This is a genomic window from Ureibacillus sp. FSL W7-1570 (genome assembly GCF_038593265.1).
GTDB lineage: Bacteria > Bacillota > Bacilli > Bacillales_A > Planococcaceae > Ureibacillus > Ureibacillus suwonensis.
This window is the reverse complement of record NZ_CP151979.1, coordinates 2,822,035-2,837,755: the sequence shown is the minus strand read 5'-3', so window position 1 is coordinate 2,837,755 and position 15,721 is coordinate 2,822,035. Positions and strand designations below refer to the sequence as shown.

At 44.4% G+C, this 15,721-nt stretch carries 13 protein-coding genes; 8 read left to right on the top strand and 5 right to left on the bottom strand.

Annotated elements, in window-relative coordinates; genetic code table 11:
- Positions 1-64 precede the first annotated feature (64 nt).
- The 4 genes from lpdA (at position 65) to NST13_RS14130 (ending at position 4,798) form a co-directional block, all read left to right on the top strand.
- Positions 65-1,411: a dihydrolipoyl dehydrogenase gene (gene lpdA / locus NST13_RS14145; RefSeq protein WP_342470414.1), complete on the top strand. Its 1,347-nt coding sequence runs from the start codon at positions 65-67 to the stop codon at positions 1,409-1,411.
- 149 nt (positions 1,412-1,560) lie between these two features.
- Positions 1,561-2,496 (top strand): thiamine pyrophosphate-dependent dehydrogenase E1 component subunit alpha, encoded by a 936-nt coding sequence (locus tag NST13_RS14140; RefSeq protein ID WP_342581866.1) that lies wholly within the window; start codon positions 1,561-1,563, stop codon positions 2,494-2,496.
- A 30-nt stretch (positions 2,497-2,526) separates the two neighbouring features.
- Entirely contained in the window at positions 2,527-3,561 is a 1,035-nt protein-coding gene (locus NST13_RS14135; protein WP_342580863.1) for an alpha-ketoacid dehydrogenase subunit beta, read from the top strand.
- 16 nt (positions 3,562-3,577) lie between these two features.
- Complete coding sequence (locus NST13_RS14130; protein WP_342580862.1) at positions 3,578-4,798, top strand: dihydrolipoamide acetyltransferase family protein; 1,221 nt, start codon at positions 3,578-3,580, stop codon at positions 4,796-4,798.
- Between the two features lie 105 nt (positions 4,799-4,903).
- Here the strand turns inward: NST13_RS14130 and NST13_RS14125 are convergent, their stop codons facing one another.
- The 4 genes from NST13_RS14125 to NST13_RS14110 all read right to left on the bottom strand — a co-directional run bounded on the left by NST13_RS14125 (position 4,904) and on the right by NST13_RS14110 (position 9,498).
- A complete protein-coding gene (locus NST13_RS14125; protein ID WP_342580861.1) occupies positions 4,904-5,965 on the bottom strand; it encodes a nucleotide kinase in 1,062 nt (353 codons plus the stop codon).
- Positions 5,966-6,002: 37 nt separating this feature from the next.
- Positions 6,003-7,184, bottom strand: coding sequence for a glycine C-acetyltransferase (locus tag NST13_RS14120; protein WP_342580860.1), 1,182 nt, complete (start codon positions 7,182-7,184; stop codon positions 6,003-6,005).
- 298 nt (positions 7,185-7,482) lie between these two features.
- On the bottom strand, positions 7,483-8,439 hold the full coding sequence (locus tag NST13_RS14115; RefSeq protein WP_342580859.1) for an alpha-L-glutamate ligase: 957 nt from the start codon (positions 8,437-8,439) through the stop codon (positions 7,483-7,485).
- Positions 8,440-9,498 (bottom strand): LLM class flavin-dependent oxidoreductase, encoded by a 1,059-nt coding sequence (locus NST13_RS14110; protein ID WP_342470420.1) that lies wholly within the window; start codon positions 9,496-9,498, stop codon positions 8,440-8,442. It abuts the gene before it with no gap.
- Positions 9,499-9,692: 194 nt separating this feature from the next.
- Between NST13_RS14110 and NST13_RS14105 the strand changes: the two genes are divergently transcribed.
- The 4 genes from NST13_RS14105 to NST13_RS14090 are packed head-to-tail and all read left to right on the top strand — an operon-like array spanning position 9,693 to position 13,569.
- On the top strand, positions 9,693-10,982 hold the full coding sequence (locus tag NST13_RS14105; RefSeq protein ID WP_342470421.1) for an O-acetylhomoserine aminocarboxypropyltransferase/cysteine synthase family protein: 1,290 nt from the start codon (positions 9,693-9,695) through the stop codon (positions 10,980-10,982).
- 14 nt (positions 10,983-10,996) lie between these two features.
- A complete protein-coding gene (locus NST13_RS14100) occupies positions 10,997-11,980 on the top strand; it encodes an aliphatic sulfonate ABC transporter substrate-binding protein (protein WP_342580858.1) in 984 nt (327 codons plus the stop codon).
- Positions 11,981-11,995: 15 nt separating this feature from the next.
- A complete protein-coding gene (locus NST13_RS14095) occupies positions 11,996-12,835 on the top strand; it encodes an ABC transporter permease (protein ID WP_342470423.1) in 840 nt (279 codons plus the stop codon).
- A gap of 2 nt (positions 12,836-12,837) precedes the next feature.
- Positions 12,838-13,569: an ABC transporter ATP-binding protein gene (locus NST13_RS14090; RefSeq protein ID WP_342470424.1), complete on the top strand. Its 732-nt coding sequence runs from the start codon at positions 12,838-12,840 to the stop codon at positions 13,567-13,569.
- Positions 13,570-13,626: 57 nt separating this feature from the next.
- Here the strand turns inward: NST13_RS14090 and NST13_RS14085 are convergent, their stop codons facing one another.
- Positions 13,627-15,279, bottom strand: a complete 1,653-nt coding sequence (locus NST13_RS14085; protein ID WP_232019826.1) for an IS1182 family transposase — start codon at positions 15,277-15,279, stop codon at positions 13,627-13,629.
- Positions 15,280-15,721: the final 442 nt, after the last annotated feature.

Below are 15,721 nucleotides of genomic sequence, written 5' to 3'. Positions count from 1 at the left end.
TTTTCATTATTCCGAAAATTCTTACTTATGTAACTCTTCCCACGAAAAAAAAGAAGGTGATCCCTTGAAAACTTATGATGTACTCATTATCGGAGCGGGACCTGGGGGATATGTCGCGGCGGAAGAAGCGGCACAGCTCGGGAATTCAGTGGCGGTGATTGAAAAAAATGCCGTTGGCGGCTGCTGTCTCAATGTGGGTTGCATCCCTTCCAAAGCTTATTTGCAATACAGCCACTGGTTGTCCGCCGTACAGGCCCTTAATGCAAACGGTTTATCCGTAACAGTGAATCAAATCGATTTCCCATCCGTTGTGAAAAGAAAAAACAAAATTATCTCCACCTTACAATCCGGCATTCACATGACCTTTAAAAAGAATGGCATCCATTATATTGCAGGCGAAGCGAAATACGTGGAAGGAAAAATTTTCGAAGTGAATGGAGAGCGATACTACGGAAAAAATGTGTTGCTTGCCACAGGCGGTGCCCCCTTCATCCCGAACATCCCAGGTTTGAGCGATATAGATTATTTGACGACGAACACCTTTTTTGACATGGAAACATTACCGAATCAATTGGCCATCATCGGCGGCGGTGTGATTGGTGTGGAATTGGCCTATGCCATGAAAAGTTTCGGCGCCGATGTCACGATTATCGAAGCCGCACCGGACATATTGCTGACGGTTGATCTGGAAGCCCGTGCCATTGTAAAAGAAAAGCTTCGAAGCTTAGGAATAAAAATCATCACAAAAGCATCCATACAGCAAGTGAAAAAAGGAAAGGTTGTCCTTTCCGGCCATGGGGAAATTCCTTTTGACCAACTTTTGGTGGCAACGGGGAGAAAACAAAACCTTGAGATTCCAAAAGCGATGGGACTTGAGTTGGATGAAAAACAGCAATTTGTGAAAGTCAATGAATATTATGAAACAAGCATGAAACATGTTTATGCCGTTGGCGATCTAATCGGCGGCTATACTCTTGCCCATGCGGCCAGCGCGGAAGGCATCAAAGCCGTCCGAGCCATGAGCGGCAAAAAAGAAAGGCCCGTATCGCCATACAGCATCCCCCGCCCCCTATTCATCGAACCGGAAGTATCCGAATTCGGGATGAGTGAAGAAGAAGCAAGAAAAAAGGGCTATGACGTAATTGTCGAAAAAATGCCGTTTTCATTCAATGGACGGGCCATTGCCGCCAATGAAACAGAAGGATTTGTCAAAATCATATCCGAAAGGAGATATCGGGAAATATTGGGAGCCGTGATTGTCGGACCCAATGCGGCGGACCTGATTCACCAAATTCTTGCCGTCCATGAAGCGGAAGGTACTGTTGATGAATTGGCAAACACAGTCTTCGCCCACCCTACCATTTCTGAGTTGATCCAGGATACAGCCAAAAGAATATTAAAACATCAATAAATCATAAGGAGGAATCAAGAATGACGGAAAAAGCAAAAGGCATGCCTAAATTGTTTGCGAGTGTTGATACGTCGGTGAAAGAATTGGTGGATTTAGAGATTCGCACAGCTACGGATACTGCGGAGTTGACAAAAGATAAGGCAAAATCCATGTATAAATCCATGGAGGATATCCGCAATTTTGAAGAAAATGTAAAACGTTTCTTCGCTGCCGGGGAAATTCCGGGGTTTGTGCACTTATACGCCGGTGAAGAAGCGATTGCTGTTGGTGTTTGTGCCCACCTGACAGATGAAGACTACATAACAAGCACCCACCGAGGACACGGGCATTGTATTGCCAAAGGCGGCGATTTAAAAGGAATGATGGCTGAAATCTTTGGGAAAGCCACAGGTCTTTGCAAAGGTAAAGGCGGTTCCATGCACATTGCCGACATGGATAAAGGAATTTTAGGCGCCAACGGAATGGTTGGAGGCGGTTTCGGACTGGCAACAGGTGCTGCCATGCGCAACAAATATAAGAAAACGGACCGGGTTGCCGTTTGCTTCTTCGGTGATGGCGCAGCCAACGAAGGTGTATTCCATGAATGTTTGAATATGGCATCGATTTGGAAGTTGCCAGTGATTTTTGTATGTGAGAATAACCTTTTCGCTGAATCCACTCCACAATGGTATTCTTCCGCTTCCCGTACAATCGCGGAAAGAGCGGCCGCCTACAATATGCCTGGGGTTCGGGTGAACGGAAAAGATGTTGTCGCTGTTTATGAAGCGGCCGGCGAAGCAATCGAACGCGCACGCAAAGGTGAAGGACCAACACTAATAGAATGCGTCACTTACCGGAACCACGGACACTTTGAAGGTGACGAACAAACTTACAAAGCGCCTAGCGGAGAAGAAAAAGAATGGGCGGAAGTGGATCCGCTTGAAGTATTCCGTCAATACGCCATCGAAAACGGCTTATTGACTGAAGAAGAGTTGGATCAATTGAGGGAAGAATCCGTTCGCGATATTGAAGAAGCGATTGAATTTGCGAAAAAAAGTCCAGAACCATCACCTGAATCACTCTATCAAGATGTTTTTGCGGATTAATCTAAAAAACTTGGAAAGGAGTTATAGAGAATGGCTAGAGAAATATTGTTCATGAGTGCAATCAATGAAGCGCTTGATCAAGCAATGGCAAAAGATGAAAACATCATTTTATTAGGAGAAGATATTGCAGGCGGAGCGGAAGTCCAACATTTGGAAGAGGCCAACGAAGATGCTTGGGGCGGTGTAATGGGCGTAACCCGCGGCCTTGCGCCAAAATACGGCCGTGAACGGGTCATCGATACGCCGCTATCCGAAATGGGTTATATGGCCGCAGCTGTAGGGATGGCTGTAACCGGTTTGCGTCCTGTAGCCGAGCTAATGTTCAGCGACTTTATCGGCTTTTGCTTTGACTCCATCATTGGACAAGGTTCAAAAATGCGCTACATGTTCGGCGGAAAAGCGAAAGTTCCAATGACGGTGCGCACGATGCACGGTGCTGGAGTGAACGCAGCCGCTCAACACTCTGGCTCCTACTACGGACTGTTCGGTTCGATTCCAGGCGTCAAAGTCGTTGTCCCTGCAACACCATATGACGCAAAAGGTCTTCTCCTCTCCGCCATTGAAGATGATAACCTGGTCATCTTTTCGGAAGATAAAACATTGTACGGAATGAAGGGCGAAGTACCGGAAGAATATTACACAATCCCAATCGGCAAAGCTGCCATCAAGCGGGATGGAAAAGATTTGACAATTGTGACCATCGGAAAAATGTTGTACGTCGGCTTAGAAGTTGCAGACATTTTAGAAAAGGACAATATCTCAGTCGAAGTCATTGACTTGCGCACTGTTGCACCATGGGATGAAGAAACAGTACTGGAGTCTGTGAAGAAAACAGGCCGCTTAATTATCATCGATGAATCCAATCCGCACAACAACACGGCAACTGATATCGCTTCAGTTGTAGCAGACAAAGCCTTTGATTATTTAGATGGACCGATCAAATGCGTATGCGCGCCAAACACACCTGTTCCGTTTGCTGCTAATCTTGAAAAATTATATATCCCAGATGCTAATAAAGTATTGACAGTAGCGACAGAAATTATCGATGACTTGAGAGTTAAATAGAGAGGGGTGATTCATCATGGCTACGGAAATATTGATGCCTAAGCTAGGCTTGACGATGACAGAGGGTACAGTAGAACATTGGTTTGTAAATGAAGGTGATGAAGTTCATGCAGGTGATGCAGTGGCGGAAATCAGTTCAGAGAAATTGACCGGTGAAGTCGTTGCACCAGAGTCCGGTACAATCATTAAAATTGTCGCTCAAGTAGGAGATGTCGTACCAAGTAAGGCGCCCATCGCGTATATCGGAAAACCTGGTGAACAGATCGGCTCCCCTTCTCCATCAGCCGGCACACCGGAAGTACAAACCGTCAAAACACCGGTGGCAAATGAACCTGCAAAAACGGAATCAAATGTAAAAGATGACGGAGAAAGAATCTTTATTACGCCAATTGCCCGCAAGATGGCGAAAGAACTTGGCATTGATATTCGCAATGTTGTCGGTACAGGTGGCAACGGGCGAATTACCCGGTTGGATATATTGAGATATCAAGCCTCTATGGAGAAAGCATCTCCGGCAACAGACAGCGTTCCATCCGCGTCAGCAGTTTCATATGGTACCGGTCTTGCCGGTTTGCGCAAAACCATTGCCCAACGAATGATGCGCAGTGTCCAAACAACTGCCCAAGTAACGAACCATCGAAAAGTGGATATCACCGAATTGATGAAATTCCGCGAAGATATCAAGTCGAAAGTGAAAGAACCGCTTGACAATAATGAACTAAGCATCAATACCCTTCTGACAAAAGCGGTCGTTTTGGCACTAAAAGATACGCCGGATATGAACGCCTGGTATCATAATGGCGAATATATCCGCGTGGAAGAAGTGCATATCGGAATGGCCACGGCGGTGGAAGACGGCTTGGTCGTTCCCGTCGTCAAAAACGCCCATCTCATGTCCTTGTCCCAACTTGGCGCTGCCATCAAGAAGGTGACAACCGAAGCACGGCAAGGCACACTGGACGGCAGCCTTTACAGCGGATCGACTTTTACGATTACAAACTTGGGCGGTTATGAAATCGAATACTTCACCCCTATCTTGAATACACCGGAAGTGGGCATTTTAGGTGTCGGTGCCATCCAAAAAGAACTGGCACTGGAAAATGGTGAAGTGGTGGAGAAATTGAAATTGCCACTCAGTTTAACTTACGATCACCAAATTATCGATGGTGCTCCTGCCGCGGAATTTTTGGGAAAAATCGCCGATTACTTGCAAGACCCATATCGTCTGCTTCTATAAAAAGAAAATGGTTCACTCACCTTTCCTCTTTATATATGTTTGATGCATGTTTTCCTGACTTTGAACCCCTTGGACCCTCTCAAGAGAATCCAAGGGGTTTTCATGTTAAAACAGAAGGGACGACTGTTTTTTCCATTTTGAAAAGTTCGTTGCTTGGTCAATGATTTCGCGGATTTCCTTTTCTGCTTCAGCATACAATTTGGCGTAGTTCGTCGCACGGAGAATCGCTTTCCGATATTCCTTTGAAATTTCTTCAATTTTCGCCTCGGCTTCATCGGATAGTTGGCAATGTTTTGTAATGTCAAAGATGACATCCCCTTCCCTTCCATCTTCAGGGAAGTATTCGTGGGGAGCGGTACTGTCGAAAATGCAAAGCTTCAACTCCGGCAAAATGACCATGTCGATGGATTTGGAATCTAATCCGCACCACACCTTTTGGACATCAAACCCTCTTTTTAACGCATCTTGCGCCAACTGTTTCAACATGGTCGACTTTCCTGTCCCTGGCAATCCCTTAATAAAATATCTTCTGTCCATATTCCGTGTAATATTTTGCAGAAAATCTTTGGCCCCATCCGGCGTCAGCGTTCCGAACAAGCGGTGGGTTAAAACACCGGATTTATTGAGAAGCATGCCGTCAAATATTTGGTCAAAGAATTCATCCTGTTGCTGTTCATACGCCTTCCAATCCATATGGGCCTGCGTCTCTTTTTCCCAATCATCGTGAATCCGGATGGCTTGTTGAAGAGAAGCAAAACATTGATCATGCCATTTTTCGGCTTCCTCGGAAAGTTGCTTCAATCGTTCGCCATGTTTTATGAGGATCGGTTCTTCCAAACATTCATAGAAGGAAATGACTTTATCGCGGGTGCCAAGTTGCGTTGGTTCAATGGAAGGTTTTGAGCTTTGGAGAAATAAAGTGTCGATGCCTTTGATGAAGGTTGCCTGAATGGTATTTTCAAAAAGGGGATCATAGAAAAATTCGATATCATGGCCTTTATTGACATAATGATAGCCGATTTCTTTTAATAAATTGGAAACATTGAAGCCGAAGATGCCTTTCAAAAAATAGACTTCCTTGGCTTCCCGTACAATGTCTTTATATAGATTTTTCCATCCCTGTCCGGTCATTGCCTGCCCAAAATATTTTGTAATGGAACCTTTCAATGGATCATCCTTTCCGGGTGATTGTAGTGCCAGACACCTATAACAGCTCTTTCCCCACCTTTTCATAGATGGCAAGCGCCTCATCCAGCATTTCTTTCGTATGGCTGGCGGTTGGCATATTGCGGATGCGGCCTGTTCCTCTTGGTACGGTCGGATACACAATGGCTTTTGCATAAACGCCTTCTTCCAATAAACGTTTTGAAAACGCCTGTGTCAATTTTTCATCTCCAATGATGCAAGGGGTGATCGGCGTTTCCGAATTCCCGATATCAAACCCGAGCTTTTTTAATCCCGCTTTAAGATAATTGCCGTTCTCCCATAACTTGTCGGTCAGTTCTTTCGACTGCATCAACATATCAATCGCTGCAATGGTTGCCGCCACATCCCCCGGAGGCACCGCCGTTGAAAAAAGAAATGGACGGGATCGCACCTTCAGCCAATCAATCAGCCTTTTCTTCCCTGCCACATAGCCGCCGACAACACCGATCGCCTTTGACAACGTCCCAATCTGAAAATCGATTTCTTTCTCCAATCCGAAATGCTTTACCGTCCCTCTTCCATTCCCGGTGACCCCTGAACCGTGGGCATCATCCACATATGTGATCAAATCGAATTCCTTCGCGATTTCTACAATGTCCGGTAACTTCGCCAAATCCCCATCCATTGAAAAAACGCCATCGGTAATGACCATCATCTTCCGGTAGCGCCCGGATTCCGCGGCTTCCTTGGCCTTTTTCCGCAAATCATCCATATCAGAATGAGTATATACAACAATCTTTGCTTTGGATAATCGACAGCCGTCAATAATCGAAGCGTGATTCAATTGATCCGATAAAATGCAGTCTTCCTGATCCATCACTGCGGAAATGGCAGCCATGTTGCAGTTGAAACCGGACTGGTAGCTGATTGCCGCTTCCGTCCCTTTAAACTCGGCAATCTTTTCTTCCAATTGCTGATGCAAATCGAGGGTCCCGTTAATCGTTCGTACTGCTCCTGCCCCGACTCCGTATTTGTCGATGGCTTCTTTGGCCACTTTCTTCAGTTGCTCATTCGTCGCCAAACCTAAATAATTATTGGATGATAAATTAATCAACCTTTTGCCGTTGATTTCAATGACAGGCCCGTTCGCCCCTTCTAACACATCAATTCGGTTATATAATCCTTGGCTTTTTAATTGCTGCAAGTTTTCCTCAAGAAATGCATCCAGAACTTTTGCCAATTCTCCACCTCCAACTGGGTTGTTTACAGTCACTATATGACAGGAACCTTCAATTCTTATCCGATGAAACGCAAATTCCCGAAAGAAATGATGTTATTTCATATTAGAAAAAGCATGCACCCCGCTCAATACAAAAAATGGCGTTGATGAAGTGAAACTGGATTTACCGATGCTCGGGAAAAATTTCATTTTTACAATAAAAAAAGGCTTAAGCCCCCGTAAAAGCTTAAGCCGTTTGATTTTGTTCCACCGAAAGCAAAGGTGCGCCAAAAACTTCGGCCTGATTCAAAAATGCCCATCAGGCCCCGCTTACCAATGCTTTTTCACTTTCCAGCACTTTCCCTAAAAGCTTCGCCACTTCCAACATGCCGTATTTGCCTGCTCTTGCTTCCGCATCGCTGTTGTAATTCGTATTTGTATTAATGTCGTACGTAAAAACGACGCCGTTTTCATCCTTGATGAACTCAATGCCGGCAACTGCGATGTCATTGGCCTGCAAGAACGCTTCATACGTTGCGATTTGCTCCAAATCCACATCGTCAATGATTTCAAATTTTGGTTTCTGTTCCACCTGCTCGCCAACCGGGCAGAACAAGTCATTGATTTGGCAAGCATCTGCCGGGCAAAGCTCAAACCCTTTCGAAGTATCCACGTGCACAGCGTAGAAAAATTTTCCGCCGATGAATTCTGCCCGTGTAATATAGGATTCCGGCGCTTTAATATACTCCTGGATCAGCGTGATGCCGTCCACCGGCTCTTCATATGCCGGTCCATCAAGATATTCTTTCAATGCGTCGATGGAATGGAATAATTGTACACCAAGCCCTTTTCCGGCGCGGTTATGCTTTGTGATAAAAGGTGTTTTTCCCAGGCTTTCCGCCGCTTTCACAATCTGCTCTTTTCCGACTGCCCCAATCGTTTTTGGCACGCGGATCCCCGCTTTTTCAAGAGCGATGTATTGATTGATTTTGCTTAACTCCAATGATAATGCCTTCGTTCCATTCAATACTGTACGGCCGTGATGCTCCAGCCATGCAAGCACCGCCCCCGTCAACTCCGGAGCAAAGCGGTGGTTGCGCGTATGGGATGAAGCGCTCATCCGGCTATAGTAAATCCCTTTCGGCGGCTCCTTCGTCAGATCAACCGTCCCCTCGTCCAAATGCCACAACTCATAAGGGAGATTCAATTCTTCCAAACGTTTCGTCAGATGAACTGTCCATTCATCGTTTTCATGGATGACATAGATTTTTGACATTTATTTCACTCCTAATTTTTCTTTTCTCAATTCTTCCACCAACGGCATCACTTTTTCCGCAAAGCGGTTCATCTCTTCCAATTGAGGGGAGAATTGGAGAATCAATAAATTCACTCCGGCATCTTCGTATTCCAGTATGCGTCTTGCGATTTGTTCCGGCGTTCCGATTAAATTTGGACGCAAACCGCGGTTGGATACGGAATAGTCTTCCAGGCTGACATTTACATTTAATTGAGACTTGCTGATAAAATCCTGATATCCCGCATAGCCCGGACTTCCCTCAGATACATCCGTAATGCGGGCCAATTCTTCTTTCGCCTCTTCTTCTGTATCCCGGCAAATGACAAATGCGGCCATTCCAAAGGTTTCAAAAGGCGGTTTTCCTAAATTTTTTCTTCGATTTTGCATATCAGCAAGCTTTTCTCTCACTTCTTCCACTGTTCCCCCGTGGATTACATAAGAATCGCAAGTTTTGGCAATCGTTTGTTTGCCTGTTTCGCTTTCCCCGCCGGCATAGAGCGGAATATGGCGATTGCGCAGCGGCTTCGGCTCCAAATACGTATTTTCATATTGATAGAACTTCCCTTTATAAGAAAACGGCGTGTGATTCCATAAGCCTTTCAGCACTTCAATAAATTCTTCCGTGCGGGCATATCGGTCATCGTGGGCTGTAAACTGTCCGCCATATTGTCTCGCCTCTTCTTCCCACCATGCGGAAACAATATTCAATGAAAGTCTGCCTCCGCTGATGTGATCGATGTTTGTTGCCGTTTTCGCAAAAGTGGCAGGGTTATAGAATCCCGGACGGATAGCCACTAAGATTTCCAATTTTTCCGTAACGGCGCTGATGGCTGCCGCTGTGGACCATGCATCCATCGACGGCGCTTCAATTCCTTTTATATCATTTAAAAATAATTCCGGAATGAGTGTCATCGAATACCCTTTTTGTTCCGCATTTTGTGCCAATGTTTTTAAGTATTCAAAGGTAGTGGGCATGTTTTCATTTTCCACATTTCTCAGCCAGCCGCCCCAAACCGGCATCCAAAAGCCATATTTCATATTTGCTCCGCCTTCCTTTCTTTCTATTCGAAACTATCTGAATTTTTTAATTGCACTAATCCTATCACATTACTCTATTTAATTCAATAGTATTTTTCCTACAAAACATAGTTGACACATTGGATTAATGTGATATATCATGGTCGATAACAAAATGTTCAAAAAATTCACTACTCGAAGGAGAGACATTTCCAATGACTGAATACCGATTTGATACCCTTGCTGTACACCACGGCCAGGCGCCCGACAGCGACTATGGTTCAAGAGCTGTTCCTATATATCAAACCACTTCCTATGTTTTCGAAAGTGCCGAACATGCCAGCAAACTATTCGCTTTGGAAGCAGATGGTCACATTTATTCCCGAATGAGCAATCCGACGGTGGATGTCTTCGAAAAACGGATGGCTGCCCTTGAAGGCGGAGTGAGCGCCATTGCGACTTCTTCCGGCCAAGCGGCAATCACATTGGCTTTATTGACATTGGCAAAACCAGGCGATGAAATCATCGCTTCTTCCAATATATATGGCGGTACATATAATCTGTTGGATGCCACTTTGAGAAGGGCCGGCATTAACGTCATTTTTGTGCCGGGCACCGATCCAAAACAATTTGAAGAAAAAATCACCGATAAAACAAAGGCGATTTTCGCAGAAACAATCGGTAATCCCAGCCTGCATGTTTTGGATATCGAAGAAACCGCCAAAGTGGCCCATGCTCATGGCATTCCGCTTGTGATTGACAGCACCTTTACAACGCCTTATATTACAAAGCCGATTGAATGGGGAGCAGACATCGTCATCCATAGCGCAACAAAATGGATTGGCGGACATGGCACTGCCATTGCCGGTGTCATTATTGACAGCGGGAACTTCCCATGGGACTCCGGACGTTTCCCGGAATTTACGGAGCCCGATCCGACTTACCACGGTGTGCGCTTTTACGAAAAATTCGGCCGTGAAGCCTTCGCCTCAAAAGTGAGAGCGCAGCTTTTAAGGGATTATGGAGCTTCTTTATCCCCTTTTAACGCTTTCCTGTTATTGATCGGCCTTGAAACGTTGCACCTCCGCATGCAGCGCCACTGTGAAAACGCTCTGAAACTTGCACAATATTTAGAGCAGCATGAAGCGGTGGAATGGGTCCGATACCCGGGACTTTCCGGTCATGAATCCTATGAAAATGCCAAAAAGTATTTTAAAAACGGTTTTGGCGGAATTGTTGTTTTCGGTGTGAAAGGAGACCGGAAAACGGCCGCGAAAGTACTGGATGAAACAAAGCTCTGGTCCCATCTTGCCAATGTGGGGGATGCCAAATCCCTGATCATCCATCCCGCGACAACCACTCACCAGCAGTTGTCAAAAGAGGATTTGGTAAAAACCGGGGTTACAGAAGAAATGATCCGCCTCTCTTGCGGAATTGAAGACTTTGAAGATATTAAAGAAGACTTAAATCAAGCATTGCAAAAAGCAGTCTTACAAACCATTTAGAAGGAGTGTTTTCGTTGAAAAAGAACATTGCCATAGTGCTAACCTTAATTCTTGCTCTTACCCTCATTCTTCAAGGATGCTCATCAAGCAATGCTTCCGGGAATGAAGAATTGAAAACCATCCGTTTGGATTATGCCTATTACTCTCCTACCAGTCTCATATTAAAATATAACGGCTGGGCGGAGGAAGAATTTGAAAAAGAAGGCGTCAAAGTCGAATGGACATTAAGCCAAGGAAGCAATAAAGCGCTGGAATTCTTGACTTCCAACAGCATTGACTTCGGATCGGCAGCCGGTGCGGCGACACTAATTACCAAAACAAAAGATGTGCCGATCAAAAACATCTATATTACCTCCACTCCTGAATGGACGGCTCTTCTCACAAAAGATGCTTCCATTCAAAGCGTGGAAGACTTGAAAGGTAAAAAGGTAGCCGCCACTTACGGAACAGATCCATACATCTTCCTGCTTCGCGCATTGAATGAAGCCGGTTTATCCGAAAAGGATATTCAATTTGTCAACTTGCAGCACCAAGACGGCTATCAGGCTTTATTAAAAGGCGATGTGGATGCCTGGGCCGGCCTTGACCCGATCATGGCAACAGCCGAATTGAAATCCGGTGCGAAGATCTTTTATCGAAACATTGATTTCAATACGTATAATTTCTTAAATGTCCGGAAAGAGTTTGCGGAGAAACATCCGGAAGCGGTGGAAAAAGTGATTCAATTGTATGAAAAAGCCCGTGCATGGATCCTTGAGCATCCGGATGAAGCGGCGGAAATCATCGCAAAAGAAGCTCAAATCGATCTGGACATAGCGAAAAAACAATTGGAACGCACAAAATTTGATACGTACATCCCATCCAACGAACAAAAAGAAGCTCTTCATGCAGCCGGAGATATCTTGCAAAAAGCGGGTGTCATCGATCAGAAAGCGGATTTGACAAAACATATCGATGAATTGATTGATCCTTCTTTCGCTAAAAAAGTAAGTAAATAAGGAGGTTTACTAAAATTGAGTAAAAAAGTATCCGGAATATCCCAAACAATCCCGCTTTCTATTGAAACAAAAAAATCGGCCAAAAAGAAAAGAAATTCGAATGTATGGCTCGGCTTCATTTTGCCCGCCCTGCTGCTTGCCGTCTGGACGGCCGCAACGGAAACAGGATTTATACCGTCTTACCAGCTCCCTTCCCCAAGAAATGTCATTGAACGGATTGTGCGTTTAGTGCAAGACGGTTCTTTATGGTCCCATGTCGGTATCACTTTTTACCGGGTGGGCATCGGGTTTTTCATCGGTACTGTGGCAGCCGTATTGTTGGGATCCATTGTCGGATTTTACAGCAAAGCCGAGAAAATTTTTGATCCGATTATCCAGGCATTCAAATCGATTCCTTCCTTGGCCTGGGTGCCCCTCTTCATCTTATGGATGGGCATCGGGGAAGCATCGAAAATCAGCTTGATCGCCGTCGGGGTATTCTTCCCTGTTTATTTGAACATCGTCAGCGGCATTTTGAACGTGGACCGGAAATTGATTGAAGTCGGAAAAGTATATGGATTGGGCCATTTCCAATTGGTCAAACGCATCATCTTCCCGGCAAGCCTCCCTTCCTTTTTCACAGGACTCCGTAGCGGCCTTGGGTTGGGATGGATGTTCGTCGTTGCCGCCGAATTGATGGGAGCGAGCGAAGGATTGGGATATCTCCTGGTGATCGGGCAAAACTCTTCCTCCCCCGACATCATCATTGCCAGCATCTTGTTGTTCGCGATTGTCGGCAAATTGACGGACTGGTTTGTGAAAATTATTGAAAATAAAGTATTGGCATGGCGAGATACTAGCGCGATAGGAGGTTAAACATGCTTACCATCAATCGACTCAACCGCATTTTCGAAGGCGATAACGGCGTGCGGAATGTCTCCTTTTCCGTGGAAAAAGGCGAAATCATCGGGCTGCTCGGAAAAAGCGGTTCGGGGAAAAGTACCATTTTGAAAGCCATTGCCGGTCTCGATCAAGGATATAGCGGGGACATTCTCATCAATGGCGATAAAATTCAGGGACCCCACGAAGAAATCGGGGTCGTCTTCCAGGAACCGCGGCTTTTTCCATGGTTGACAGTGCTTGAAAATGTCCAGTTTGGCCTGAATGGAAATAAAAAAGAAAACACCGCTGCCGCTCGGGAACTGTTGAAAGAAGTGGGACTCGAACATGCGGAAAATTTATATGTCAAACAATTATCCGGCGGAATGGCGCAGCGGGTGGCGATCGCCAGAGCCCTTGTAACAAATCCAGGCCTGCTCCTTCTCGATGAACCTTTCAGTGCGCTCGATGCGTTTACCAAAATGCAACTTCAAGATTTGGTGCTGAAAATCTGGAAATCGCAGCAGTTAACGGCGGTGATTGTCACTCATGACATCGATGAAGCTTTATACTTATGTGACCGGATCATCGTCTTATCCGGAAAACCCGGGCAAGTGGAGCGGGAATTCCGCATCGAGGAAGCGCGGCCCAGAAACCGCGGCAGCGAAACCCTTGCCCGCATGAAAGCGGAAATTCTGAAATCTTTAGGTATTGAAGCGGTCTACAGTTAATTCTGTTGTCCGCTTTAATATAACCCTCCTGTTACACGGGAAGAGGCTGGGACAAAACTAGCTTCTAGATAGGAAAAAGGAGAATTTGAGCCAACTCAAATTCTCCTTTTTCCATTTATCCCCATTATTTTTGGTTAGTTGATCTTTGTTGGCCGTGTATTTTCGTAAATTCACGGCCATTAAGGCAATGCCCATTTCATTTTCCACTTTCGATTTTCCTCGAACGGAAAATCGAGTGAAACGCAAATTAGCCTTCAAGAATCCAAAAACTGGTTCTACGTCTATTTTACGTTGACGGAAAATAGAACCAGCTTTTTCTTCTGAAAGCTTCGCTCTTACATATTCTTTTTGTTGTTCCCATTTTTCATTCACCATGACCTTTCGGTGATTGCCTTCCTTTGCTTTTGTGCATGATGAACGAAATGGACATCCTGAACAGTTTTCACATTCATAGATTTTCAATTCTCGTTTGAAACCAGTCTTATCTGTACGTACAGAACGATAACGGAAGGTTACTCGCTGCTGATTTGGACAAATGTAGGTATCACTTTCTTCGTCGTACATCCAATTGTCTGGATGAAATGGATTTTGTTTATATTTCTTCTTTTGTTCTTTCTCATACATGGTATATGGAATGAGTGCCTCACATTTTCGATTCGAAAGGATGTCTTCATAGTTTTGTTCACTACCATAACCAGCATCTGCGACAATATACTTTGGCAACGGAAAATAATCCTTTTCTATCTTATTCAAGAACGGAATTAATGTACGTGTATCAGTAGGATTTGGAAAGATGCTATAAGCTAGTGCGTATTGACCTTCTGTTGCGATTTGTACGTTGTATCCAGCCTTCAATTGACCGTTTTTCATATAGTCGTCTTTCATTCGCATGAACGTCGCATCTAAGTCTGTTTTGGAATAACTATTCCGTTCACCCAAGATTTCGAAGTCTTTTTGATACTTTTGTTTACGTAAAATCAAGTCAATCAACTGTTTGTACACTCGCTTCGGATATTTCCGTTCGCTTCTTAATGCTTTTCGTTCTGTGGCATCGGGCGATGCTTCTATCTTTTGGTCATATTCCGTAATCACTTCATCGACTTGTTGCACCATTTGAGCGAGTTCTTCAACGGACAGTTCTCCCTCATTTTCCCGCTCCATTTCAGGGATGATTTCCTTCTCTAACAGTTCGTTGTAGAGCTGATTGGATTTTTCAATTAAGCTTTGGTTGTATTTTTCAATGGATTTCTTCCATACGAAAGTAAATTTATTGGCATTCGCTTCAATCTTCGTACCATCGATAAAAATGGCTTCTTGATCGATTAACTTTTCTTCCACCAGTTGGCAACGGAATTGGACAAAACATTGACGAATTAATTCTTTTACTTCCGGATGCACACGAAAACGATTGATCGTCCGATAACTTGGTTCATATCCTTGTGCCAACCACATCATTCGTATACTGTCCTTTAATAGCGCTTCAATTTTTCGACCTGAAAAGACAGACTGCGAATAGGCACACAAAATAATTTTTAGCATCATGCGTGGATGATAAGCAGGACAACCTGTATTTCGAAGAAACGGCTGGAAGGCTTCATCTGGAATACTTTCAACTAAATGGTGAATGTGGAAGGCAATATCATTTTCTTGTAATTTTATTTCTAAATCTAGAGGCAAAACTAATTGATTCATGTTATAATATTTGAACATAAGGACCCTTCTTTCTGTTAGGTTTTGTGTGCTAACTTAATTTTAACAGAAGAGGTCCTTATTTTTTATTGAAAAAATGAAAAACAGCCCATGAAATTTCATTCCAAAATTTCATGGGCTGTTTCCATTTTAGAGGGGGTTTTGTCCCAGCCTCTTTCTTTTTCTTGGCGTCCAAAGGGGATCTTAATCTGCGCAAGCGAAAAGTTTCATCTGACCAGGAAGAACCCCAGTCCTTACAAAATAACTCCCACCTTTTGCATTATTTTTTTATCCTTCAATATCATCCCTCCCGCCCTTCATTGAATTGTCCATCGATTTTTGATTTATCTATTGGTAGCGTAATTGTTGAAAGGTCTTAAAAATTCCCCCTTGCTGGAACTTTCGGTTATGGCGGACAATAATGGGGAGCCATTTCCCTTTCGAAATTGTTTTATTTTATACT